The sequence below is a fragment of the Enterococcus sp. AZ071 genome (assembly GCF_050499065.1).
GTDB lineage: Bacteria > Bacillota > Bacilli > Lactobacillales > Enterococcaceae > Enterococcus_A > Enterococcus_A ferrettii.
Genome location: NZ_JBIPAS010000001.1, coordinates 856,903 through 880,439 on the forward strand (window position 1 = coordinate 856,903; position 23,537 = coordinate 880,439).

General features: G+C 37.9%; 24 protein-coding genes and 1 pseudogene. 20 read left to right on the forward strand and 5 right to left on the reverse strand.

Annotated features, from left to right (window positions below; translation table 11 throughout):
* Nucleotides 1-26: 26 nt before the first annotated feature.
* Nucleotides 27-377 (forward strand): hypothetical protein, encoded by a 351-nt coding sequence (locus tag IGI49_RS04175; protein ID WP_429963483.1) that lies wholly within the window; start codon nt 27-29, stop codon nt 375-377.
* 612 nt (nt 378-989) lie between these two features.
* A complete protein-coding gene (locus IGI49_RS04180; protein WP_429963484.1) occupies nt 990-1,736 on the forward strand; it encodes a hypothetical protein in 747 nt (248 codons plus the stop codon).
* A gap of 84 nt (nt 1,737-1,820) precedes the next feature.
* Here IGI49_RS04180 and IGI49_RS04185 read toward each other — a convergent pair whose 3' ends face one another.
* A complete protein-coding gene (locus IGI49_RS04185) occupies nt 1,821-2,978 on the reverse strand; it encodes a hypothetical protein (RefSeq protein ID WP_207703691.1) in 1,158 nt (385 codons plus the stop codon).
* A 270-nt stretch (nt 2,979-3,248) separates the two neighbouring features.
* Between IGI49_RS04185 and IGI49_RS04190 the strand changes: the two genes are divergently transcribed.
* The 13 genes and pseudogenes from IGI49_RS04190 to typA all read left to right on the forward strand — a co-directional run bounded on the left by IGI49_RS04190 (nt 3,249) and on the right by typA (nt 17,591).
* On the forward strand, nt 3,249-3,413 hold the full coding sequence (locus IGI49_RS04190; RefSeq protein ID WP_429969592.1) for a hypothetical protein: 165 nt from the start codon (nt 3,249-3,251) through the stop codon (nt 3,411-3,413).
* Between the two features lie 320 nt (nt 3,414-3,733).
* Nucleotides 3,734-4,060, forward strand: coding sequence for a hypothetical protein (locus tag IGI49_RS04195; RefSeq protein WP_429963486.1), 327 nt, complete (start codon nt 3,734-3,736; stop codon nt 4,058-4,060).
* A gap of 276 nt (nt 4,061-4,336) precedes the next feature.
* A complete protein-coding gene (locus IGI49_RS04200) occupies nt 4,337-5,446 on the forward strand; it encodes a response regulator transcription factor (protein ID WP_429963487.1) in 1,110 nt (369 codons plus the stop codon).
* A 214-nt stretch (nt 5,447-5,660) separates the two neighbouring features.
* Nucleotides 5,661-6,611: a (2S)-3-sulfopropanediol dehydratase activating enzyme gene (hpfH, locus tag IGI49_RS04205; RefSeq protein ID WP_429963488.1), complete on the forward strand. Its 951-nt coding sequence runs from the start codon at nt 5,661-5,663 to the stop codon at nt 6,609-6,611.
* A 31-nt stretch (nt 6,612-6,642) separates the two neighbouring features.
* Nucleotides 6,643-9,123 carry a (2S)-3-sulfopropanediol dehydratase gene (gene hpfG, locus IGI49_RS04210; RefSeq protein WP_429963489.1) on the forward strand — a complete coding sequence of 827 codons (2,481 nt, stop codon included), beginning with the start codon at nt 6,643-6,645 and terminating at the stop codon, nt 9,121-9,123.
* Between the two features lie 13 nt (nt 9,124-9,136).
* Nucleotides 9,137-9,931: a sulfite exporter TauE/SafE family protein gene (locus IGI49_RS04215; RefSeq protein ID WP_429963490.1), complete on the forward strand. Its 795-nt coding sequence runs from the start codon at nt 9,137-9,139 to the stop codon at nt 9,929-9,931.
* Between the two features lie 21 nt (nt 9,932-9,952).
* Nucleotides 9,953-11,101: an iron-containing alcohol dehydrogenase gene (locus tag IGI49_RS04220; RefSeq protein WP_429963491.1), complete on the forward strand. Its 1,149-nt coding sequence runs from the start codon at nt 9,953-9,955 to the stop codon at nt 11,099-11,101.
* Between the two features lie 45 nt (nt 11,102-11,146).
* A complete protein-coding gene (locus IGI49_RS04225; protein WP_429963492.1) occupies nt 11,147-12,541 on the forward strand; it encodes an SLC13 family permease in 1,395 nt (464 codons plus the stop codon).
* Between the two features lie 14 nt (nt 12,542-12,555).
* Nucleotides 12,556-12,846: pseudogene (locus tag IGI49_RS04230) on the forward strand (class II fructose-bisphosphate aldolase); the annotation flags it as partial.
* Between the two features lie 742 nt (nt 12,847-13,588).
* Nucleotides 13,589-14,350, forward strand: a complete 762-nt coding sequence (locus IGI49_RS04235; RefSeq protein ID WP_429963493.1) for a helix-turn-helix domain-containing protein — start codon at nt 13,589-13,591, stop codon at nt 14,348-14,350.
* Nucleotides 14,351-14,514: 164 nt separating this feature from the next.
* Nucleotides 14,515-14,787: a UPF0223 family protein gene (locus IGI49_RS04240; protein ID WP_429963494.1), complete on the forward strand. Its 273-nt coding sequence runs from the start codon at nt 14,515-14,517 to the stop codon at nt 14,785-14,787.
* Between the two features lie 96 nt (nt 14,788-14,883).
* The gene (locus tag IGI49_RS04245; RefSeq protein ID WP_429963495.1) at nt 14,884-15,642 is read left to right on the forward strand and encodes an inositol monophosphatase family protein; all 759 of its coding nucleotides are present in this window, start codon (nt 14,884-14,886) and stop codon (nt 15,640-15,642) included.
* Nucleotides 15,643-15,749: 107 nt separating this feature from the next.
* Nucleotides 15,750-17,591: a translational GTPase TypA gene (typA, locus tag IGI49_RS04250; protein ID WP_429963496.1), complete on the forward strand. Its 1,842-nt coding sequence runs from the start codon at nt 15,750-15,752 to the stop codon at nt 17,589-17,591.
* A 60-nt stretch (nt 17,592-17,651) separates the two neighbouring features.
* On the opposite strand, the gene IGI49_RS04255 is transcribed toward typA, so the two are convergent.
* A complete protein-coding gene (locus IGI49_RS04255) occupies nt 17,652-18,314 on the reverse strand; it encodes a Crp/Fnr family transcriptional regulator (RefSeq protein WP_429963497.1) in 663 nt (220 codons plus the stop codon).
* A gap of 253 nt (nt 18,315-18,567) precedes the next feature.
* Here IGI49_RS04255 and IGI49_RS04260 point away from each other — a divergent pair, with 253 nt between their 5' ends.
* Genes IGI49_RS04260 through IGI49_RS04270 form a run of 3 tightly spaced genes read left to right on the forward strand, consistent with a single transcriptional unit; the run spans nt 18,568 to nt 19,995 of the window.
* The gene (locus IGI49_RS04260) at nt 18,568-18,900 is read left to right on the forward strand and encodes an acetate kinase (protein ID WP_429963498.1); all 333 of its coding nucleotides are present in this window, start codon (nt 18,568-18,570) and stop codon (nt 18,898-18,900) included.
* Nucleotides 18,897-19,250 carry a cupin domain-containing protein gene (locus tag IGI49_RS04265; protein ID WP_207703673.1) on the forward strand — a complete coding sequence of 118 codons (354 nt, stop codon included), beginning with the start codon at nt 18,897-18,899 and terminating at the stop codon, nt 19,248-19,250. Before IGI49_RS04260 ends, IGI49_RS04265 begins: the two co-directional genes overlap by 4 nt.
* Entirely contained in the window at nt 19,243-19,995 is a 753-nt protein-coding gene (locus IGI49_RS04270; protein WP_429963499.1) for a methyltransferase domain-containing protein, read from the forward strand. Before IGI49_RS04265 ends, IGI49_RS04270 begins: the two co-directional genes overlap by 8 nt.
* A 107-nt stretch (nt 19,996-20,102) precedes the next feature.
* On the opposite strand, the gene IGI49_RS04275 is transcribed toward IGI49_RS04270, so the two are convergent.
* From IGI49_RS04275 to IGI49_RS04285, 3 genes are read right to left on the reverse strand one after another with little or no spacing between them, the layout of a single operon-like run.
* The gene (locus IGI49_RS04275) at nt 20,103-20,324 is read right to left on the reverse strand and encodes a hypothetical protein (protein ID WP_207703671.1); all 222 of its coding nucleotides are present in this window, start codon (nt 20,322-20,324) and stop codon (nt 20,103-20,105) included.
* Nucleotides 20,325-20,326: 2 nt separating this feature from the next.
* Nucleotides 20,327-20,950 carry an HAD family hydrolase gene (locus tag IGI49_RS04280; RefSeq protein ID WP_429963500.1) on the reverse strand — a complete coding sequence of 208 codons (624 nt, stop codon included), beginning with the start codon at nt 20,948-20,950 and terminating at the stop codon, nt 20,327-20,329.
* The gene (locus IGI49_RS04285) at nt 20,943-21,719 is read right to left on the reverse strand and encodes a DeoR/GlpR family DNA-binding transcription regulator (RefSeq protein ID WP_429963501.1); all 777 of its coding nucleotides are present in this window, start codon (nt 21,717-21,719) and stop codon (nt 20,943-20,945) included. Before IGI49_RS04285 ends, IGI49_RS04280 begins: the two co-directional genes overlap by 8 nt.
* 317 nt (nt 21,720-22,036) lie before the next feature.
* Between IGI49_RS04285 and IGI49_RS04290 the strand changes: the two genes are divergently transcribed.
* Both IGI49_RS04290 and IGI49_RS04295 read left to right on the forward strand, forming a co-directional pair.
* Nucleotides 22,037-22,339: a DUF1507 family protein gene (locus IGI49_RS04290; RefSeq protein ID WP_207703669.1), complete on the forward strand. Its 303-nt coding sequence runs from the start codon at nt 22,037-22,039 to the stop codon at nt 22,337-22,339.
* A 3-nt stretch (nt 22,340-22,342) separates the two neighbouring features.
* The gene (locus tag IGI49_RS04295) at nt 22,343-23,536 is read left to right on the forward strand and encodes an FtsW/RodA/SpoVE family cell cycle protein (RefSeq protein WP_429963502.1); all 1,194 of its coding nucleotides are present in this window, start codon (nt 22,343-22,345) and stop codon (nt 23,534-23,536) included.
* Nucleotide 23,537 lies beyond the last annotated feature (1 nt).

Below are 23,537 nucleotides of genomic sequence, written 5' to 3' on the forward strand. Positions count from 1 at the left end.
TACTAATCAAGAATTGGAGACACCTAATGAATTACAAAAAGATACAGCAAAAAAATATTCCTGGACTAACTTTTTTTGGTGACGTTTTGCCAGCAGCTATCGATAATTTTCAGCTTTCGATTGGCGACCTGTTCGAATCAGTAGAGGAAAATCCTTTGGAAGAATTCGAACGTCAAATGACTGAGGATGGCAACAAACGTACTTATCTAGTTAAGATGCCCGAAAAGTATGTAGAAAAGAGTTTTAAATCTGATTTTTACAGAGCAGCGCTTCAGGAAGAAATTGACTCAGACTGCTTAGGTAAAATTCATTCGATCCGCTATTATAAGGATTTTGAAGGTAAGTATTTAGTACAATTTATTTTTGATATCAAGTAGCGGTTACTGAATTAGCTCCGAAATGAAAAGACTTTGATTGGCAACTGTTACTTAATAGTCAGTTAAAATAAATAAGCAGTAGAGCGATGGTAAATAAACCATCGTTCTATTTTTTATATAGGAAGAATGATTGCCTGGCGACAGATAATCATGAAGGTCTATTTCCAATATATGAGAAACTTTATTCTAACTTGTTGAGTTGGCATTTTAGGGTTAATAAATGGCTATCAAAGGCTGCATTTTTTCTATATAATATATAATACGGGGTCATTGATTATTACTAATAATTTTACATTTTAAATAGATTAGGAATACAAGTTGGTTTATTAGTAGTATTTGAAGTATATAAGGTTTATTCCTAGAAGAATGGGTTAAGCGATAAAATAACTAATTTTATAATAGAAGAGTGTAGGGAGATACTTAAACTTTAATTCCAGTTTTTTATCAAGATAGTTCACTTATGAATGATGCTTGAAAAAAGAGTTTTTGTTGATAATAGGTAAGAAAGTCATTTATATAGTACAATTTTGAAACAGTTGTTTTCAAGTAAAATATTATGTAAACTATTTCGGCTTATCTGTTAAGAGAAATAGTCAAGAAAGGATGGAGTATATGAAAAAGAGACAATATGTTTCTAAAAGAGAATTTGTTTTGTTGGTAGCGGTGGTACTTATTTTTATTATACCTTCTAAGGCGGAGGCTGCGACGGACGATATGTATCGTTTATACAATCCAAACAGTGGGGAACATTTTTACACGAAAAACGGGGCAGAACGGGACATGCTGAAGAAGGTTGGTTGGCGTGACGAGGGGATTGGTTGGTATGCGCCAACTGCTGGTGATCCGGTATATCGTTTGTACAATGCGAACGCGGGTGATCATCATTATACATTAAATGGCAATGAAAAGGATATGCTGGTCAAAACTGGCTGGCACTATGAAGGTGTTGGCTGGTATTCTGACACAAATAAAACAATAAAATTATATCGTGCTTATAATCCGAATGCGAAAGCAGGCAGCCATAACTACACGGTAAATGGTGCAGAGCAAAATATGTTGATTCGGAATGGTTGGAAAGATGAAGGCTTGGCTTGGTATGGAACGAATCGTGAGAATAACACCAACTCAGCACCTACTCCAGTAAGTAAGTTAGGAAATAGCGGGATTCTGGAAAAAACCTTACAAGCTGCCGGTGCTAAAGGGGATGCGATGAGAAAAGACCCTAAATCAATTTATTATTACGGAAACCCGGTAAATGGTGATTGGAATTATAGTTGGGCATTTATATCGAAGGAGGTAAAAATGTCCGATTCATCTGTTTGGTATTCTATAGAATTTTATCCAATCTATGTTGGATAGTAGTAAATCTTTCGCTGATTCCAAGAGAAAAACCTTCTAGAGATCTTTTTAAACTCTAGAAGGTTTTTTTGTATAGATTAATATTTAGTATGCACCATCTCTTACATCATTTGCAATATCAAATGATGTTTGTGCGAATGGCACTTGACCTTTTGTAGTTACATCTGCGCCATTTTTGTATACTTTCAAATTGCGAACTTTTGCTGTAGCATTTGTGCTGTTCACATGCAGGATGTAAGCATTCCCGCCTGGGACTAGTTTAGTCTTATACTGTCCAACTAAGGTATTGTTCACAAAGGCTTGCATATACCCTGAGTCAAAATATCTTACTTTAAGATTGACCGATTGGTTGCTGCCAACTCCAGGTGCATTAGTATTCACCGAATAATATTGTTGTCCAGTAGTTCCAGCATTTGCAGGGAAGTTAATATTGGTTGTATTGATGCGACCTTGCGCAAAGTTCCCATCGTTACCTGCCTGATAGTGTAAGCCAACTCCTACTTGACCACTTGCAGGACCGTTACCTGCAATTACAAATTGTGTTTCGTAATCACTGCCTGATCCTACCATTGCAACATCTGCAACAAACTCAATAGTTGCTGTTCCCAAAGAGGCATTATCAAAGGCTCTATTTGAATAAAGCAAGCGGTAAGAACCAGGAACGTTACGTTCCTCGCCACCTGGAGCAGTGATATTCACATCCACTTTTTTCGGTGTTACTCCGGGACTAGGAGCTGGGTTAGGATTTCCTTTGCCTACCTCCGAAGCGTAAAAAGCAGTTCCTTCAGAACGCCAACCAAGATTAACTAGATGGTTACGTTCATTCCCATCAGTGGTATAGTGGTGAGTACCTGATTTTGCATTTGGATTATACAAACGATAAACAGGAATTTTCCCACCTGATCGCCATGAAAGACCTTCATAGGTCCAACCAACCCTGGTTAAATGATCGCGTTCATTTGTATCTAGGGTATAGAAATGATCGCCTCCGTTGTTTGGATTAAACAGCCGATGCACTTCAACGCCTTTATCCGGAGCTGTCCAAGCAGATCCCTCATCTTGCCAACCTGCACGAACTACAAATGGAATTTCATTGTAATTCTGCGTGTACAAATGTTCACCTGTGTTTGGATTATATGCACGATATAATGTAGAGGCTTCGGCAGTATCAGCCTGCACAACAGCAGCACCTAGCATTAACATTGCTGCCCCAACAAAAGCATAAGAAAACCCTTTTTTCATATTCATCTCCTCCAAAAATTACGCTTTGAGAGCGCTTGTAGTTTTTGTACTCCTTCATTTTACCTTTCATATTTGATTAATGCAACAATATTACTATTCTTATTTTTTCACGTATGATAACACTAATTTCACTCATCTATTAGTTATTTTCGTTTAATAAAATAGAGTTGGAATTAAAAAAATATAGCGACTAAAGTTTTTAAAATTGTAGAAATTGATCAATAGCTCGCCTATTATTCTAGTAGAAGAGGGCACACTATCTGGGAGGTTATGAACGTTTTGCTGAAATACCACGATGAATTGGTCTTATTTAAACATAATCCGTTCAATCAAAAGGCAAGGAAAGCTGATTTTTATGGCTATGCTACTGTTATTTACTTAGCCAATTACTGTGTCATGGAAATTGAAATCATCTTCTTAACAATTATTTTTTAAATTGCATTTTAAAAGAAACTTTACTGTGTATTATTAGCGCTGCAAAAAGAAAAAAAGACTTAGTAAATAAATTTCTTGAAAACAATCCTGAGGAAATTGTTCAGTATTCGCAAAAAAGACTTTTTCGCTAGAAAAGATTGTTTACAAAGAGGTGACAGTAAATTATATTGTTTTGTATATAGAGAAGTACGGTACTTCAAGTATTCCGCTTTATAAAGTATTAAATGGAAAGGAAGGACTACTTCAGTGTTTAATTAAGAGTAGTTTTTAATATAAATTATTGAAGTCCCTAGTTAATCAGAGTAAAGGGAGAAAAACAGTTGAGAAAATATTGTAAGATTCTGCTAGTTTTTATTTTGATAATTGGATTTTTCTTTGTTTACACGGTAATGTTTAGAAAACTCCGATATGAGTCGAAATTTGATCAAAGTTTTGTTTCGCCTAACAGTGAAACTAAAATTTTTGTGCGCTATGATTATATAAGCAGACCATCTGTATTTTTAGAAAGTGGAAAAGAGATTTTTAATTATGAAGGACCAGGTTTCATGGAAACCATCCAATTTGATGTAGAATGGCTGGATGGTGATACATTCATTCTCTACAATAATCAAGTAAATGAAAGGTATAAAGTAGAAATACCTAAATGAATTTTCTTCAATTTGTTAACTGGTTGACTAGTCTTACTTAGCGATAAGGCTGCTCTAAATATACCTGTAAAGAATTCAAAAATGCACTTAAATTAGTAGCTCCAAGCGATGTTTTGACAGCTTCCTTGGTTTATATTTATGGATCGTTCTTTCCTGTATTCAAATGACGCGCAAAGAAGAGGCATGGTATAATCTAATTAATTATTTGAAGAGAAGCTTGTAAAATGGATACGACAGGGTAATGGCGAAGTAACGATTAATGATGGGGGAAGCATTATGAATGAAGAGCATGCTGGTCAAGTTAATTTTTTCTCAGAAATATCCGAGTATCAAATTTCTGCCCGTGAATTTTTTAGTACGGTTTTATTAGACTACTTATTCAAGAATTTTGGCTGGGAAAAGGTACTGATTTCTTATTACGATACGCAGGGAAAATTTTTATCTTGGACTAGTTGGCAAGGAATCTCAATTGATTGTGACGAGCATCCTTATCGTACTTTCTTTGCTAATGATGTCATCAGGCACATGATTTATCAGGATGCTTTGCGAGATCAATTAACGTATTTTAATGTGAAACCCCGTCTATATAAGTCCACAGATATAATCGTCCAAAGAGATTATGAGCATTCGGCTTATGTTCGCTTCATCGAGGAGAACTTTCAGCAGCATTATAGTACGACCTTGGCCTTTGGAATGAATGGCTATATTCAAGTGACTTTTTTCAAAAGTCAGAATCAAGGAGATTTTACGGTAGCAGAGATTACCCAGCTTAATGAAATTTACGTTTATTTGGCGAACTCTTATAAAAACTTCAAAAAATTTGAACAGGCGAAGATTGTTCAGAATATCCAAAATGAAATTATTGCCTGTGGGGAAAAAGCTTATTTGGTGACAGATGATTTCATGCATATCATGAGTTATAGTCAAACTGCTGTTAAATGTTTAACGGATATTTTAGGTCCAGTGATTGCTGAACAGATGAGCAGTACCACCCCTTGCAGCTGGCTGCCTTTCCTTTTAGGTGGGGAAGAAGAAACTATCAGCTCAGATCGCGTCCAAACAAAGATCATTAAGAATTACATTTTCAAAATTTATACCTATGATCAAACCTATTCAAATGGCATTATTGACCGCTATCACTGGATTACAATCGCTAAAAAGGATGAAGAAAAAGTGCCTGCTTTTTCGCTAGATAATTTACCGCTGACGGCGACTGAACAGCGAGTGGCAGAGTTGATGTATCAAGGACTGACTTATAAAGCGATTGCTGATAAAATGGTGGTTAGTTACCATACCATCAAAAAACATGTTCAAAATATTTATATTAAATGTGAAGTAAACAGTCGCTTTGAACTATACAAGCTTTTGGAGCACCGAGAGAATTAGTTTTGTAGGATCAATAAAAGAAAAACCCAGGCGAACTTGTCTGAGTTTTTTTTTGACTAATTTTACTTTGGGATCGTTTTCAATTGAACGTAGGCAGAATAGGGAATGTTCCCTATACGAAATAATCCTGATGCCTACTTATACTGAGATGTTAACTTTGTTAAGCTTTGAGCAAGTTAAACATTCTTATAAAAGTTGGAAAGAAGGGAAAGCTGTGTCTCAGCTGGGAGTCGTTTTTGACATTCAAAGATTTACCCTTCATGATGGTCCAGGTCTACGTACTGAGCTGTTTTTGAAAGGGTGTCCAATGCGATGTGAATGGTGTGGGAATCCGGAGAGCTGGTCAACCAAAATCGAGCTGGGCGTTTATAAATCAAAGTGTATCTCTCAAAGAAAATGCGGACTTTGTGAAACTGTGTGCGATAATCGGGATATTCTTAATTTCCATCGTGGAAAGTTAGTTGGGATCGAAAGCGAGGGGCATCTAGATTGTTCAGTTTACGCAGATGCTTGTCCAGCCGATGCCATTAAACAGTGGGGAAAAGAAATGTCAGTAAAAGAGTGTATGGAAATCATCCGTAAAGATCGTGAATATTATGAACAGTCAGGTGGAGGAGTGACTGTTTCAGGAGGAGAGGCATTGTTGCAAAGTGATTTTGTAGCAGAATTATTCGCGGCCTGTAAGTCAGAAGGCATTCAAACCTGCTTTGAAACAACTTTTTACGGCAACTGGCGAGAAGTGGAAAAGCTTTTACCATACACTGATATTTGGATTTCAGACATTAAACACATGGACAGTAAGCTTCATCGGAAGCACACAGGGGTCCGCAATAATCGGATTTTAGAAAACTTAAAAAAACTGACTGATTTGGAACGGGAATTGATTCTGCGTATTCCAGTTATTCCTGAGGTCAATGATGATCCAGAAAATATTGAAGCAACCGCTGACTTCATTTTAAATGAGCTAAATGGTCGTATTCGAACTCTGCAGTTGCTCAGCTTTATGCGGTTGGGTGAGGAGAAGTATCAAGCATTAGGCATTCCTTACGGGATGGAAGGGATTAAGATCAAACGAAAGTCTTTTCAGAAAAAGGTGAATAAAATAGCAGAATATTTTAACGATCGCGGCATTCACTGTTTAGTTGGAACTAAAGAAAGACAATAAATCAGTTGATTAATGAAGGAGGATTTTATAAATGAGTATCAAACAAGCAACAGCAGTTGGAACAGAGCCCTTTGATAAGACCTATAGCATCGGCTATCAGGTTCACCATGAGGATTGGTCGCCATTTCCTCGGGTAAACCATCTAAGACAAGCCTTTTTGGATCGGCCATATGAGGTGGATGTTGAACGGCTAAAATTAGTTACTGAAGCTTATCAAAGTCATGAAACCTGTTCACGCAAATTAAAATGTGCTTATGCTTTCGAAAATGTTTTGCTGAACTCAACATTATACATTTATGATGAAGATTTGATATTAGGTGAGATTGCAGCACCGGCGAAAGCCTCGCCGATTTATCCAGAATTTTCTGTCAATTGGATTCTAGATGAAATTATAAATTCTCCCTTTGAAGAACGACCAAATGACCAATTCTATATTCGCAACGAGGAAGAACGAAATGAAATTCTTGAGCTTTGTGCATGGTGGAAGGGTAAAACCGTTGATGATTTAGTGAATGTTAAACTGGATAAGGACCAAACGAAGGGTTCCGAGGTTGGTGAAAAGATTTTCCAAACCAATCTTTATCATTACGCAGGTGCTGGGCATTTGGCAATTGATTATAGAAAGCTGATGCGTGTTGGTTACATTGGTCTAATCGAAGAAGCGAAAACTCGGCTTGCTAAGTTGAGTAAACGTGATCCTGAATATGGTGAAAAACGAGATTTTTATGAAGCTATGATTATCATGCACGAAGCTGCTAGAAAATACATCAAACGTTACGCCTTGCTTGCGGAAGAACAAGCAAAAACTACTAAAGATGCAACACGCAAGCTAGAGCTCAAGGAAATGGCAGTGAATTGTTATCAAATTGCTGACGGAGCACCACAAACTTTCTGGCAGGCCTTGCAGCTGTTCAACTTTGCAACTACCTTGATTCAAGTGGAAAGCAATGGACATTCGATTTCATATGGCCGGATGGATCAATGGCTGAAACCCTACTACGAAGCTGATATGAGAAAGGGAAATGTTCCTAAAGAATTTATTTTAGAACTAATCGAAGTTGTCTATGTGAAAATGAACAACCCTACGAAGTTAAAAGACAAGGGAAGTATGGCTTTACGTAACGGCCGCGGTTTCGGCGGTGAAAGTTTGACTATCGGCGGAGTAGATCGTAATGGAAATGATGCGACCAACGATTTAACCATGCTGATGCTGGAAGCTTCTGCTCATACCCGCATGATGAATCCTTGGGTGTGTGTACGGATGCATGAGTTTACTCCTTACGAGTTAAGGGTAAAAACCATTGAATGTATTCGAGCTGGTTATGGTCATCCGAAGCTGTTCAATGATGGTCCTACAATTAAAGGAATGATGCGCAAAGGTATGACTCTTGAAGAAGCAAGAGATTATTGTGTAGTAGGTTGTGTGGAAATTAGTTTGCCTGGAAAAGAGTATGGATGGCATGATGCAGCTTATGTGAATACACCAAAAATGATGGAAATGGTGGTCAATGGCGGCCGTAGTTTAAACACTGGCCAGCAATTGGGGCCTGATACAGGTAGCTTGGATACCTATCAAAGCTTTGATGAAGTGCTCGAAAGCGTTGACCAGCAATTTGAGTATTGGACGGATCAAATGTGCAGCAGCTTAAATATTATCGATACCGTCCATAAAGAACTTAAGCCGCTGCCTTATGTATCAGCCTTTTTCGAAGACTGTTTAGAATCCGGCAAGGATCTAACTGAAGGTGGAGCAAAATACAATGGCATTGGACCTCAAGCAAGCGGCATGGCGACTTGTGCGGATTCTCTATCTGCGATCAAGCAGCTGGTATTTGAGGAAAATCGTTATGCTGGGTCTGAGCTTTTACAAGCAGTCAAGGATAACTGGAAAGGTCACGATGTTCTTTATGCCCTAGTTAACAGTTCGAAAGTTCATCATTACGGTAATGATGACGATTACGCTGACGATTTGTTCAAATTCATGTTCGAATGTTACTGCCGACATATTAGTGGTCGCAAAAATCCACGAGGCGGAGAATTTAGTCCCGGGGTCTATTCGGTAAATGCCAACGTAGCAATGGGAATGAACACTAACGCTTCAGTTGACGGTCGTAAAAAGGGTGAAGCGATATCTGATAATATGGGACCGGTTCATACAGATGCTGGATCGCATGATATTGCTGGTCCTACGGCGTTAGTTAACTCTTTAGCGAAAGTTGATCATAGCTTAGCTACCAATGGAACATTAATGAATCTGCGGTTCCCTGAAGAAGCAGTTGCTGGGGTTGAAGGAAGGGATAACCTAATCAGCTTTGTGGATGCTTATATGGCTAAGCAGCCAATGCATGTTCAATTCAATATTATGAGCTCAGCTACAATGAGGGCGGCACAAAAGAAGCCTGAGGATTACAAAGACATGTTAGTACGTGTTGCCGGTTATAGTGCTTACTTCGTTGAGCTTGGCAAACCATTACAAAAGGATTTGATTCAGCGAACAGAACTGAGTTTTTAAAAAAATGAGGTAGGTGAAAAAGTTGGGATTTGAATTTAATTTTATCTTAGTGGCATTGATGCAGGTAATCGGCTTTTTTGTTCAGGGTTGTACTGGTTTCGGCTGTACCGTAATTGCGGCAGCCGTTACCAACGGATTGTTGGGAACCGAGGTAGGGGTACCCTATGGAACATTAATTACACTGCCATTTTTATATTATTTAGGAATCAAGCAATTCAAAAATGTTTCCTGGAAAGATTTGGCGAAAATTCTTGCCTTATGTTTACCAGGAATCCTAGTTGGGAACTACTTGTTTTATGCGATCAGTCCTACTACAGCAAAAATTGGGATTGGTTTCATGGTTACGTTAATTGCCTTAATGAATGTCTATAAATACGTTGTGAAGCCGCGAATGTCCAAAGAATCAAAGGTAGAAGAAGAAGTAGATACACCCCTGAAGAAGATTTTCCGTTATGGCTGTCTAATTCTAGGTGGGATTGTTCATGGAGCGTTTACTATCGGTGGACCACTAATTACCGTTTATACAATTGAAGCAGTCCAAGATAAAGAAAAATTCCGCAACACCATGAACATGGTATGGGTGATCCTGAATACATGGAATGCTTTTACACAATTCCGCAACGGGGCCTTTTCTCCATATATGTGGAGTGCCTTGGCAATCGGTCTTCCTATGGCAGCATTAGGCTTCTTCTTAGGAATGGGCTTTCTAAAACGAATCAACCGCGAACAGTTTTTGCAAATTGTCTATGTCGTATTGTTATTTGTTGGCGGGAATATGCTGATCACCAGTTTATTGTCCGTAATCTAGAGATGGAGAGGAATACAAAATATGAAAGATTTTACATTTAAAATACCTCAAAGCATTGAGTTTGGCATGGGAAGCTTGAAGAAACTGCCAGAAATATTGAAGGAAAATCAGTCAGAGGATGTATTTCTAATCTCTGACCGTGGTTTAGAAGGTTTAGGTGTAGTCAAAAAAATCCAGGATATCATTGAAGCTGGAGGTATTAAATGTACTACCTATCTGGGTACAGTACCGAACCCAACCGTTGACGTGGTGAATGAATCAACAAAATTGTACAAAAAATGCGGGGCTACTAGTATTGTTGCACTCGGTGGAGGCAGCTCAATGGATGTCGCGAAAGCTACTGGTGTCTTAGCTAAATACGGTGGTGAAATCACTGACTATGAAGGATTGCATAAGGTTCCAGGACCAGTTGTACCAATTGTCGCGATTCCAACAACTGCAGGCTCAGGCAGCGAAGTGACAGCTTCTGCTGTGATTACCGATGAATCTAGAAACTACAAAATGTCAGTCATCAGCTATGAAATGCTGCCGAAATATGCCGTATTAGACCCGGAAATGATTATGACTGCTCCGGCATCGATTGCTGCCTCTTGCGGGATTGATGCCTTGATCCATGCAATGGAAGCCTATATTTCAAGAAATGCCTCACCATTTACGGATGCGATGGCAGAAAAAGCAATGTTACTGATTGGCAGCAATCTTCGTCAGTTTGTCGCGAATCGTCAGAATGGGGAAGCAGCTTGTGCTATGATGTCTGGGTCGACCTTCGCAGGAATCGCCTTTGCTTGGGCAAAACTGGGAAATGTTCATGCAATGAGTCATCCGTTAAGCGCCCATTTCCACATTGCCCATGGTGTAGCAAATGCAATCCTACTACCGACAGTCATGGAATACAATGCTCTGGCAGATCGTGGACGTTACGAAAAAATTTATAACTTTATTAGTGGGAAAACTGAACCAGTGAAGAATTTTGAGCCACAAATGTTGGTAGATGAAATCAAAAAATTAAATGCAGCCATCGGCATACCTAAGACTCTTTCAGAAATGGGTGTAACAGAAGATAAGATTGCTGAGATGGCAGAAGATGCTATGAAGAGTCCCAATGTCGCTGTAAATCCGCGAGCAACTACGGTGAAAGATATTATTGCTCTTTACGAAAAAGCCCTGTAAGTGTCACTGGATTTTCGACTATCATAATAATTGAGGGAAAAGAGAATGGATGTTAGTGTAATTAATGTAAGTAAAAAGAATCTAATGGGATGGATCGTCAGTCTGGCGACCCCAGCGCTGATCGCCTTTATTCCAGTTTCGGACACCTTTACTTCACGCTTGAAACTGTTTCTTGTGATTACGATCTTTGTTATCCTGATTATCGCCATGGAACTGCTTCCTAGGTTAGTCTCAGCCATTTTATTGCCAGCACTGTATTTAATCAGCGGGCTTGTTCCCGCTGAGATTGCATTTGGTTCCTGGACCAGCACAACTGTTTGGATGGTTTTAGGCGGTTTGATATTCAGTAACATTTTGGATGAAACCGGATTATTGACCCGAATTGCCTATTACGTGATTCGTTTGTGTGGAGGTACGTATGCAGGGGCTGTTTTTGGTTGTTTCTTTATTGGAATTATTTTGAATCTAATTACCTTCTGTAACGGTTGGCTAGTTGCCAGTGCTTTGGTGTTTGGTGTATGTAAAGCGATGGAAATGAAGCCTTCCAAGGAAGCTTCGCTAGTATGCTTTGCCGGAACGATCGGTGCTACTGGTTGTACAGTCTGCCTATATTATCCAGGTTACTTCTCAATGCTAGAGGTAGCTATCCGTGAATTGATCCCAAGTTATACGATGTCAATGTTCACTTCACTAAAATATAACGGCTTTTTTATTCTAGTATGTGTAGCCAGTATTCTGATTTTGATGAAAATTTATGACACGAAAAATTTAAAGATCAATGCTAGCAAGGAATTATTCGATGAAAAATACCGCTTGTTGGGGAAAATGTCAACGAAGGAAAAGAAAGCCGTAGTTATGATTGTTCTTTTATTGGCTTACCTCTGTGCTTCAAGCTTTATTGGTTTGCCAGCTGCGTATGGATTCATGGCTATTCCATTTTTGATGTTCCTTCCAAGAATAGGGATTGGCGATCCAGAATCCTTGACTGGTTTGAACTTTTCTATGGTATTCTTCGTTTCGGCTTGTCTCGGAATTGGTATCGTAGGGGCAGAAGTTGGTTTTGGAGATTTCTTGACCGGTATTGCGGTTCCTATGTTGGCTGGTAAAAGTACGCTAGTTGTTTGTGTTGCTTTTATACTAATGGGAACGGTGGCAAATTTTTTTATGACTCCCTATGCTATGTTGGGCGGATTGGCGCTTCCCTTTGTGCAAATTGCAGCTACTTTAGGAATTAATCCGGTTGCCGCCTGTATGTGCTTGCTATATTCCTGTGAATTGCTTTTCTTACCTTATGAATCAGCAGGTAATTTGATTATGTATGGATATGGAATGATGCCCATGAAGGAATTTGTGAAGCAAATGACCTTGAAGGCAGTGCTGATGATTGTTGGTTTTGTTGTAGTAATGTATCCACTGTGGAATCTGTTTGGATTGATTTAATAGTCAGAAAAGCTAATTTGATTTACGACGGCTCTCATTTGCCTTTAAAAAAAAATATTGTTAAAACCAAAGCGATTGTAGTTTATGCTCACACCCACGGAGTTTCAGTTGAAGGAGAGTTGGGAACAATTGGAGGGACTGGAGTCAAAGAAGAAGACTATTCAGAATTAATAAATAATGGTACTCGGAAGTTTAACGTGGGGACAGAACTGCTGATTAATTGGACACGTGAAGTGAAAGATAATCTTAGAGAAACTGAAGTTAATAAGTCTTTGCAACACAATATTATCTTGGGAAATACGGCATTCTAGGAGAGCTTCATGAATTGGACGTCACCGATTTTTCAAAAATTGATTACGCACAATTATTATCGAATTTAGAAAATAAAATCGGAGAATAATGCAGATTATAGATTCGATAATGATAAAAACGATTATCTTAGACGTTAGACATAGCTAGGAATCAAAGATTTTCTGATTCCTAGTTATGTCTTTTCTGAAGAATTTAAGTAAAAAAAGAAGGGTAACGCTTGTCTCTATAATCCCATGCACTAAATTCTTCAAATTTGGTGCGTAAATTGTAAACACTGCTTGTCTGACAAATTTTTTCACAACCTATAATTACAAAAATAGTTTATGTAGAAATAAATAAATTGATTTTCCTTATTCACCTATATAAGTGATTACCTCACGAATGAATTTATTAGTTTTTCGCTAGCCTGTTTTGACCCAGTTGATTACTTTTAACTCCTCAATTAACAGGGTATTGTTCTTTAAAATAGTTAGTATTAGTATTTTCTATCCTGGTTTAAAGAATCTTCGCTTTCACTTTCCAGGTAAATAGGCTCTGAGATGTGCAAATTTCTGAAAAATTATATGTGAAAATGATCACTCGTTATTTATGTCGAATTTGCAGCTTTTTTCTTATCGTTTTCAAGCTTTATTTTAATCTTTATGTAAAAAAAATAAAATAAAGTAAGCGATGGATATTTACTCATTGTAGTAGGGTATTCTATCGATGATTAAGAAAAACAAGGAGCGTGAATGTGTGAACAAGATCTTGATTCTCACAAAAAACATTTTAGCGGAACAAAAATTTCAAATGCAATTGCAGTTATTAAACTATGAAGTATTTTGTTCTAGTGACATTTATCAAAGTAGCAGTAACCATAACATCTTCTCGTATTTTCCAACTATCTTGCTTAGCGAAACTATTACAGATGCAGAAGTAGCTGAGGTATCAGCATTGATCAATACAGATAATAATTTAATTATTCGTCTGACTGATGAAGCTTACTCTGAAGAGGATCAAGTAACAATAAGGAGTACTGCTATAAGGGGCTGGTTGAACAAATCGCTTTCCAATACAATGGTTCGAGAAAAATTAGTGTTGCTTCAGAAAAACTTCTTTATCAATACTCAATATTCAAACCGTCCGGTACGTTTAGTTGAAGAGGAATCCTACCAACACATATTGAGCAGTGTAAGATTTTCTAAGAATGAGAAGAAAGTATTTTCACTTCTGTTGCAGGGAGATGGCAAAACCTTGTCACGAACCGAAATTTGCCAATTTTTATGGCGTGATGGCGATACAAGCTCAAATCGCTCTCAATTATCCTGTATCATTGCAAAAATTAAAACGAAGTTGAAGCATGCAGGTTATGATGGAGAAACCTTGATTACTAAATGGGGACAGGGCTATTCTCTTGACTCAGTCTTTTGTAAATTTATGCGGACTGATCGTGCTGCTAATGTTTTAGCTGCAATTTCAAGAGAGCTTGTAACATTTGACAATATTGTCTCTTTCTAGAAGCACTAGGGATACATAATCTTAACGTAGAAGTTCTATTCTAATAGAAGCAAAAGCCTTTATCAAAGAAAAATGATAAAGGCTTTTTGTTGTGCTTTGCCATGTTCAAATAAGCGCTTAGTTAAGAAATCTATGGTAAACTAAACAGGAATGGAGTGAAGCAATTGGATAATTACAGTTACCCAATCGATCCTGAATGGAGCAGAGAAGAAATGATTGCCGTGATCGATTTTCTTAACTTAGTCGAACAAGCAAACGAAGGCGGCGTTGATACGCAAGCCTTTTTAGTCGGTTACCAAAAGTTTAAGCAAGTCATTCGCAGCATTGGCGAAGAGAAAAAAATTGGACGTGAATTTGAATCAGTTAGTGGTTATTCCGTATACAGAACCGTTCAAGCAGCTAAAAAAGAATCGAAGAAGCGGCTGAAATTAGGATAGCAATTTGACAGATATTCAGCGATTATTAATAGAAACTAATTTAAATTTTTGGTGAATAGCAGACAGATTTAATACATTACTACAAGGGGGATCACTATGGAAAAGGAAATTATTGAGTGGATTTATGCGGCTGGAGATAAGATTAGAAAGGCTTTGAAAGAAGATACACTTCAGGTAGATCATAAATCTGGCAGAACAGATATTGTAACCAATGTTGACAAAGAGATCCAAAACTTTTTAGTTGATAAAATTAAGTCCTTTGATCCTAAAGCAAAAATTTTAGGTGAAGAAAATGGACAGGATACGACGGCGATTGATCAGGACCGTGTGTTTGTGATCGATCCAATTGATGGAACTTTGAATTTTGTTTACCAAAAAGAAAACTTTTGTATTATGATTGCTGTATATGAAGAAGGTATCGGGCGATTAGGGTTTATTTATGATGTCATGCGTGATGATCTTTTCTGGGGAGGCCCGAAGGTAAACGCTGTGTACCACAACGAGAAAGAATTAAAGGCGCCGAAAAATAAGACGCTTGAAGAAGGTTTGTTGGGTGTAGGTATGCCTGTTTATACTAACAACTATCATCATACTAAGGACATTGGTGTACGAACAATGGGAGTTAGAGTTCTAGGATGTGCTGGCCTAGATTTTATCGCAATTCTACAAGGTACACAAATTGGTTATCTGAGCAGCTTAAGTCCGTGGGATTACGCTGCAGGCAAAGTAATGATGGAACAGTTTGAAATGCCAACCTGCGGAGCGGATTTCCAGCCATTAAATTTCTCTGGTCGTGAGTATTTTATGGGACTTACTTCAGCAGCTATGAACCAAGTAAAAGAGTACAAAGATTAAGAAATATAAGTTTTCAGAAAAAATGAAAATGTTTTACTAACAATTCACGTGAATATCTGCTATAATGGCTTGTCGAGTGACTTGTTATAAGAAAAGGAGCAATTATAGTGAAATACAGAGATGATATTCGTAACGTTGCCATTATCGCCCACGTTGACCATGGGAAAACAACGTTAGTGGATGAAATGTTGAAACAATCAGATACCTTAGATAGCCATGTAAGCTTACAAGAACGGGCAATGGATTCCAATGCGTTGGAAAAAGAGCGCGGTATTACCATTCTTGCTAAAAATACAGCAGTAAACTACAAAGACTACAAGATCAACATCATGGACACACCTGGACACGCGGACTTCGGTGGCGAAGTTGAACGTATCATGAAAATGGTTGATGGTGTATTACTAGTTGTAGATGCCTATGAAGGAACAATGCCTCAAACACGTTTTGTTTTGAAGAAAGCATTGGAACAACATTTAATTCCAATCGTAGTAGTTAATAAAATTGACAAACCTTCAGCTCGTCCAGAAGAAGTTGTCGATGAAGTGTTAGAATTATTTATTGAATTAGGTGCTGATGATGATCAGTTGGACTTCCCAGTGATTTATGCTTCAGCTTTAAACGGAACATCTAGCTTGTCTGATGATCCTGCTGATCAGGAAGAAACAATGGTTCCTGTATTTGATACTATTATTGAAAAAATTCCTGCGCCAGTTGACAATAGCGAAGATCCACTGCAATTCCAAGTTTCTTTGTTGGATTATAATGACTACGTAGGACGTATCGGAATTGGCCGTATCTTCCGTGGAAAAATTAAAGTCGGTGACCAAGTGTCCTTGCTTAAATTGGATGGTTCAGCGAAAAATTTCCGGGTAACTAAGATTTTTGGTTTCTTTGGTTTGAAACGTTTGGAAGTTCAAGAAGCAAAAGCTGGCGATTTAATCGCTTTGTCAGGTATGGAAGATATCTTTGTTGGGGAAACAGTAACGCCTGCAGACCACCAAGATGCTTTGCCAATCCTGCACATCGACGAGCCTACTTTGCAAATGACTTTCTTAGTGAATAACTCACCATTTGCTGGTCGCGAGGGTAAATACGTGACTTCTCGTAAAATTGAAGAACGTTTGATGTCTGAACTTCATACTGACGTATCTTTACGTGTTGATCCAACAAACTCTCCAGATGCATGGATTGTTTCTGGACGTGGAGAACTACATTTATCAATCATGATCGAAAATATGCGTCGTGAAGGCTTCGAGTTGCAAGTATCTCGTCCTGAAGTTATTGAGCGTATGGTTGACGGTGTTCGTTGCGAACCTTTTGAATTAGTTCAAATTGATACACCCGAAGAATATATGGGCAGCGTAATTGAAGCATTGGGCCAACGTAAAGCTGAAATGCAAGACATGATCCATTCTGGAAATGGACAAGTACGTTTGGTATTCTTGGCTCCTGCTCGTGGATTGATTGGATTTACTACTGAATTCTTATCTATGACACGTGGTTACGGAATCATGAACCACACCTTTGATCAATACTTGCCAAAAATCCAAGGAAATCTTGGTGGACGCCGTAATGGTGCGTTGGTTTCAGTTGATACTGGTAAAGCAACCACTTACTCAATTATGAGTGTGGAAGAACGGGGAACTGTTTTTGTTGAACCTGGTACTGAAGTTTACGAAGGAATGATCGTCGGTGAAAACAGTCGTGACAAAGACCTTGGTGTAAACATCACAAAAGCAAAACAAATGACTAACGTTCGTTCTGCTAATAAGGACCAAACTTCAGTTATTAAAAAACCTCGTGATTTATCTCTAGAAGAATCTTTGGAATTCTTGAATGAGGATGAATATTGCGAAATTACACCAGAAAACATTCGTTTGCGTAAACAAATTCTGAACAAATCAGAACGTGAAAAAGCAGCGAAGAAAAATAAAGCTGTGGAAGCATAATAGCAAACAAAAAGTTGTCCAAAGAGTGGAAAAAAACTCTTTGGACAACTTTTTTTCATTCTAATTTAATAGTGCAAAGGTATTGCGATTATAATCAATTAGCTTTTCTTCCTTCATTTTGGCCAGCTCACGAGAAAGAGCACTGCGGTCTACACCTAGGTAGTCCGCAAAGTCTTGGCGAGAAAAGGGAATGGTAAAAAATGGTTCCTCTGATTTACGGTATTGAAAATCCAAGCAATAGAGAATTCTTTCCCGCAAATTCTTTTGGGTTACCAAATCGATTTTCTGGTAAAGAGTTTGATTGTTTACTAGTAAAAGATAAAAGAGATTCTCAATAATTTGTTTCCGTAAACGACAGGTGGTCGCTTCAGGATGCATGAGCTTTTCTTTTTTGATGAGCAATGCTTTACAAAATTGAGGAACTTCAATTTCAAAGGAGGATACACTAGGATTTGGCCAGAGACAGTTTTCGCCAAATAGTTCTCCAGCTTTGACCTCAGTAAAAATATGACGCTCTCCATGGATATTTAACTTGTTAAAATAAAGACTTCCCTCTAGGACAATTCCCACAGAATCTGTCTGATTGTCTGAGGTAAGAACAGTTCCCTTCCCTTCATATTCAACAATTTCACCACCTAAGCATTTCAAAGCCTGTATTATTTCACTAGCAGTTAATCCACGAAAAATAGTCGTTTGTTCGAGCATATCCAAATAACTGTGCATCGTTTTTACCTCATAGATTTATTTAGGATTTACAAGGAGAATCCTAGAAACCTGAAAATATTCATTAAAAAATGAGCGATCGGATTTGACTACAAATCCTCATTGGTTGAACAGACTACGAAAAATAGTTTTTTTGTTGCAAATGCAACCGACAGAATGAAAGACCTATGATATATTCAATGAGAATGATTCTCAATATCGTTCTAGAAATTATTGTAGCAGAAAAGCTCTCGTGGATAAAGGAGGAAAACGAATGAAGCCGGTTCTTTTACCATTAAATGAGATGATAGATTATTCAGCCTATCAGATTCGCAGCCGGATTGTTAGTCAAGCGCTCAATATAGAGCCAACAGTAGTCATCTATGCACTGGATGAAGGTGAGAGTGTCAGCTCAGAAAAAACAGGCTTAGTGAAGCTGCTGCACATCTTGGAAGGGAAACTCGAAGTGACAATTTTTCAACAGAAATGGACAGCTCAAGCAGGAGAATTATTAGCTATTCCAGCCAACAGTCTTCATAGTATTCAAGCGAATGAAAAATGTAAATACTTGCAAATAGAGTTACCAGAAAGGAAAGATAATCAATGACCTATATTAATAAATTACCTCAAAGTGAAGTAATCAATCTGACACAACTAGTTCCTGTTTCCGAAGATCAAGTAGCAAGCATGACACTTGTCCAAAGAAAAGGTATGGGGATGACTGTTTTTGCCCTAGATAAAGATCAATCAATTGGTGGGCATTCATCACCTGGTGATGCCATGGTGAACTTGTTAAGCGGTAAAGTAGAAATTACGATCGGGGAAGAAAAGTTTTTGGTAGAAGAAGGTGAAACTATTGTCATGCCTGCCAATATTCCTCATGCCCTATATGCTCTTGAAGCTTTTCAGATGCTGTTGGTAGTTGTAAAACCGGAAAAGGTGTGTAAGCATGAGTGATAAGAAAGTCGGACACACTTTTCTAGCTAGCCTTGGCAAAACAAGACTACGTCCAGGAGGTATTGAGGCAACCAGCTGGTTGATGAAACAGGCTCAATTTTCAAAAGATGACTATGTTTTAGAAGTTGCTTGCAACATGGGAACGACATTAATAGAGATAGCTCAAACTTACCATTGTAAAATGATAGGTGTAGACTTAGATTCTCAGGCTTTAGAGAAGGCAAAGTCAGCAATAAAAACGGCTAAACTGGAGAATCAAGTAACTGTGCAGCAGGGAAATGCATTGAAATTGCCTTTTGAGGATAATACGTTTGACATGGTGATAAATGAGGCGATGTTGACTATGCTAGCTCAGTCGGCTAAAGAAAAAGCGTTGAGGGAATACTATCGTGTCTTAAAACCTGGCGGCAAGCTACTGACTCATGATATTGCCTTGAAGGTCGAAGATTTAGAGCAAATGGATCAGTTGAGCCGGACTATCAACATGCGGGTTGCACCTTTGACAAAATCGTTATGGCAGTCTCTTTACCAGCAAATCGGCTTTCGAAATATTGCTAGTCAAACTGGTGAGATGTCTTTAATGAGTCCTAGGGGAATGGTTCGAGATGAAGGTTTAATCGGAACCGCACGGATTATTAGAAATGGTTTGAAGGAAGACAACCGGGAACAGTTTTTAGCAATGTTTCACTATTTTAAAAATCAACGGAACAATCTGCAATATATTGTAAATTGCGTAGAAAAATAAGCCAAACAATATTTCATCATAGACATGGAGGAAATTATCTATATTTAGTTGTCTTCTATAATATTATGTAAACAAAAAGAGTAAGATCTTGGAAAATGTCCAAGATCTTACTCTGCTAATAGCTCATACTTAACTAATTGCTTAAGTACTTCATCATAGCTTAAATGTGAAAGAGTGCATAAAATAGTAAATACTTTTAATGGCAATTCTTTTACAGAAGTATTTTCTTCTACCCAAACTGTATACTCGGCAGCTGTGATAGAAGAATAGGTAAGAAGGGTGTTACTTTCTTCTCCTAACTGACATAAAAAAAGTTCGATTGCGCGCATAATTATCCCTCTAAATAATTGATTAAGTCTTCAGGAGTTACCAACTGATGAACTTGAGCAAATTCTTCGTGTACCTTCGCTCCCCAACCCGCTAAAGCAAAAGATACCTGACTACTGTGGGCACTTTGCAGATCATAAATGGAATCACCAATATAAATAGTTTCTTCAGGACTAGAATTTAAGAGTTCCATCGCTCTTAAAATAGGTTCGGGATGAGGCTTATGCTTCTCAGTATCTGAAGCGGTGACGACTTTTGTAAAGTAATCTCTTAAATTAAAAGAATCCAAAGTACTCTCCATGTCAGGTCGCAATTTGGAGGTGACTATTCCTAGTTGATAATTTCTATCCTGCAGATTTTGGAGTACGGGGAGTACGTTTGGGAACAGTTGTACATTCTTCATATGACTATTGAGGTTTTTTACCCAAAGCTCTAAAAGATTTTGGATTTCTTCAGTTGATCCGGCATATCGTTCCAAGGCTTTAACTCCGGGAATACCTAAAATGAAATGCAACTCTTCATCCAAAATCGCTGGATCAATCGCTAATGTGTCTCTGAATGATTGAATAACCGCATATTCCGTATCGAGCAAAGTTCCATCTACATCAAATAAGACTGTTTTAATCATGCATTTTTCCTCCTGCATATAGCACCGTAACATGTTGTTCTTCCAAAATTTCCGCTAATCCGTTCGGTAAAGATTTATTAGTAACAAGTGTATCTACTTGATCCCAGTTATAGGCTTTAAAATAATGAGCCTGGTTAATTTTTCTGGTATCAGCCAACAACACTAATTTGGCGGTTTGCTTACGCAATTTATTTTTCATATCAATGTCTTCTTCGTAGGCATAATATACTCCTTCAGAATCAAGTCCTACCACACTAACAAATGCTAAATCAAATTGGTATTGCTCCATTTCAATTAAGGGTCTGGTCCCAATTACACATCGTTTTTCACGGTCTAAATTCCCGCCAAGCATTCGTGTTTCACACTCACTGTTCCGAAGCAGCTGATCAGCAATATCAATAGAATTTGTAACAGTAAACAATTGAGTAGAATTCTCCAAGTACTGGGGAATATAACTAATTGTAGTGGACACATCCAAATAGATGGATTTTGCGTCGTGGACCATTTTTCCAGCGATTTGCGCAAGCTGTTGCTTTTCGCTGTTTCCCTCAGAACTCCGCTGTAAATAATCATCCAATTGCTTAAAAGATTGTGGAAGGGCAATGCCGCCATAGGTTCTTTGGATTAAATTTCTATCCGCAAGCTTAACTATATCTCGACGAGCGGTATCTCTGGATGCACCTGTTAGCTGGATAATCTCCTTTAAGCTTAACGCCTGCCTTTCTTCCAGAGTCTGCATAATCACTTGCAGCCGTTCTTTTTGGATCATAAAAAGTTCTCCTTTCAAGCTATTTTAATTCATAAGTATATTTTAACTTAAAGTAGCTTAAAATGGAAGATGAAAAACTATTGGGTTAGATTTGTTTCACATTTTTAATTTGTTCCACGAAGATATAATTTTTTTTAGCGGCACAAAGAGTTTTCAGAGCATTTTTCGTGTTTGTCATCAATCTGTAACATCGATAGCTTGTGTAAAACCTAAAATCCGAACAAAGAATTTAATTAAAGCTTAGATGCTCTTTTTTTTCTCCTTTTTGTATTTTTTCTGTGCTATAATATTGAAACTAAGGATAGGAGGGAAGCAAAATGGAACCTATTTCTTCTGATTTTGCCATAAAAATATTGAATGATGATGCGAAGCGCATCAAGCTGCTGATCCAAAATCAACATAATAGTTTGTGTATTTCTCAGTGCAAGGCTTTCGAAGAAGTTGTTGATACACAGATGTATGGCTTCTCACGTCAAGTATTCTTCGCGGAACGGATTGGTATTCTTAACAAAGGAGAAGGCCAACAGATGCTAAGCGACTTAGAAGCAGAGTTGAATCGTTTATATACCGAACTGTATGAAAACCGTCAAGAAACTAATGAAACTAGCAAGGAGGCATAATCCTTGCCGAAGTCTAAGATAAGGAAACGTCACTTTTTAGATTATAGTATTTTAATTCCCTATTTAATCTTATCGGTTGTAGGATTGATCTTTGTTTATAGCTCCACCTCTTATATCCAAATTGTTCGAGGCTTGGATCCGACTTCCTTCGTATCTAACCAGGCGATATTTTGGGCATTAAGTTTGATTGTTATTACACTGATGTACAAAATGAAAACCGATGTTTTGAAGAGTCAACAGTTGATTGTATTTTCGACTTTAGTTATTTTTCTTCTGTTGATACTTACTCCCTTTATTGGTGAGGAAATTAACGGGGCAAAAGGCTGGCTAAATTTTTTCGGTTTTAGTTTGCAGCCAGCTGAGTATTTAAAGATTATGGTGGTTTGGTATTTATCTTACATCTTGTCTAAGCGTCAGGAGACAATTCAAGATAACTTTTGGGGAGATATGAAGCGGCCATTACTTTTAGTGTTTTTCATGGTTCTTCTAGTTGTTATTCAACCAGACATGGGGAATGCCGCAATCATCACTCTATTGGCTTTGATTTTACTTTTGGCTAGTGGAGTTAACTGGTTTTACACGGTAATTATCGGTGGTATAGGTGTTGGCCTGAGTTTTTTAGCTATAGAGTTCTTAATTCACTTTGGTAAGTACATTTTTCCAGCGCGTTTTCAATATATCGTTAGTCGGTTTGAGGTTTTCAAAAATCCTTTTATGGATGAATTGAATCAAGGCCATCAACTGGTTAATGGTTACTACGCAATGTTCAACGGAGGCTGGTTTGGCCGTGGATTAGGTAATAGTATTGAAAAGAAAGGCTTTTTAAGTGAAGCTCATACTGACTTTATTTTTGCGATTGTTGCAGAAGAGGTCGGATTAATTGGTGCCTTAGTCATTTTAGGTCTTTTGATCTTTATGATTATACGAATCTTTCTCGTGGGTATCCGGTCGAAGAAACCATTCAATTCGCTGATTTGTATTGGTATCGGAAGCCTATTTTTATTACAGGTGTTTATTAATCTTGGTGGTTTGCTAGGTTTGATTCCGTTGACTGGGATTACCTTCCCGTTTTTAAGTCAGGGCGGAAACAGCCTATTAGTTTTGTCTGTTGGTGTTGCTTTTGCACTTAATATTAGTGCAGATGAGAAACGGACTAAGCTTGCAATAGAATATGAATATTTGAAAAGTCAGGAGTGAA

What these genes read in the sequence shown, in the direction of transcription:
- IGI49_RS04275 (WP_207703671.1), bottom strand. Translation starts at nt 20,324, where the DNA reads ATGCGCGCAATCGAACTTTTTTTATGTCAGTTAGGAGAAGAAAGTAAC.
- IGI49_RS04255 (WP_429963497.1), bottom strand. Translation starts at nt 18,314, where the DNA reads ATGCACAGTTATTTGGATATGCTCGAACAAACGACTATTTTTCGTGGA.
- IGI49_RS04200 (WP_429963487.1), top strand. Translation starts at nt 4,337, where the DNA reads ATGAATGAAGAGCATGCTGGTCAAGTTAATTTTTTCTCAGAAATATCC.
- IGI49_RS04180 (WP_429963484.1), top strand. Translation starts at nt 990, where the DNA reads ATGAAAAAGAGACAATATGTTTCTAAAAGAGAATTTGTTTTGTTGGTA.
- IGI49_RS04245 (WP_429963495.1), top strand. Translation starts at nt 14,884, where the DNA reads ATGGAAAAGGAAATTATTGAGTGGATTTATGCGGCTGGAGATAAGATT.
- IGI49_RS04265 (WP_207703673.1), top strand. Translation starts at nt 18,897, where the DNA reads ATGACCTATATTAATAAATTACCTCAAAGTGAAGTAATCAATCTGACA.
- IGI49_RS04175 (WP_429963483.1), top strand. Translation starts at nt 27, where the DNA reads ATGAATTACAAAAAGATACAGCAAAAAAATATTCCTGGACTAACTTTT.
- IGI49_RS04290 (WP_207703669.1), top strand. Translation starts at nt 22,037, where the DNA reads ATGGAACCTATTTCTTCTGATTTTGCCATAAAAATATTGAATGATGAT.
- IGI49_RS04260 (WP_429963498.1), top strand. Translation starts at nt 18,568, where the DNA reads ATGAAGCCGGTTCTTTTACCATTAAATGAGATGATAGATTATTCAGCC.
- IGI49_RS04220 (WP_429963491.1), top strand. Translation starts at nt 9,953, where the DNA reads ATGAAAGATTTTACATTTAAAATACCTCAAAGCATTGAGTTTGGCATG.
- IGI49_RS04270 (WP_429963499.1), top strand. Translation starts at nt 19,243, where the DNA reads ATGAGTGATAAGAAAGTCGGACACACTTTTCTAGCTAGCCTTGGCAAA.
- IGI49_RS04280 (WP_429963500.1), bottom strand. Translation starts at nt 20,950, where the DNA reads ATGATTAAAACAGTCTTATTTGATGTAGATGGAACTTTGCTCGATACG.
- IGI49_RS04185 (WP_207703691.1), bottom strand. Translation starts at nt 2,978, where the DNA reads ATGAAAAAAGGGTTTTCTTATGCTTTTGTTGGGGCAGCAATGTTAATG.
- IGI49_RS04190 (WP_429969592.1), top strand. Translation starts at nt 3,249, where the DNA reads ATGAACGTTTTGCTGAAATACCACGATGAATTGGTCTTATTTAAACAT.
- hpfG (WP_429963489.1), top strand. Translation starts at nt 6,643, where the DNA reads ATGAGTATCAAACAAGCAACAGCAGTTGGAACAGAGCCCTTTGATAAG.
- IGI49_RS04285 (WP_429963501.1), bottom strand. Translation starts at nt 21,719, where the DNA reads ATGATCCAAAAAGAACGGCTGCAAGTGATTATGCAGACTCTGGAAGAA.
- IGI49_RS04225 (WP_429963492.1), top strand. Translation starts at nt 11,147, where the DNA reads ATGGATGTTAGTGTAATTAATGTAAGTAAAAAGAATCTAATGGGATGG.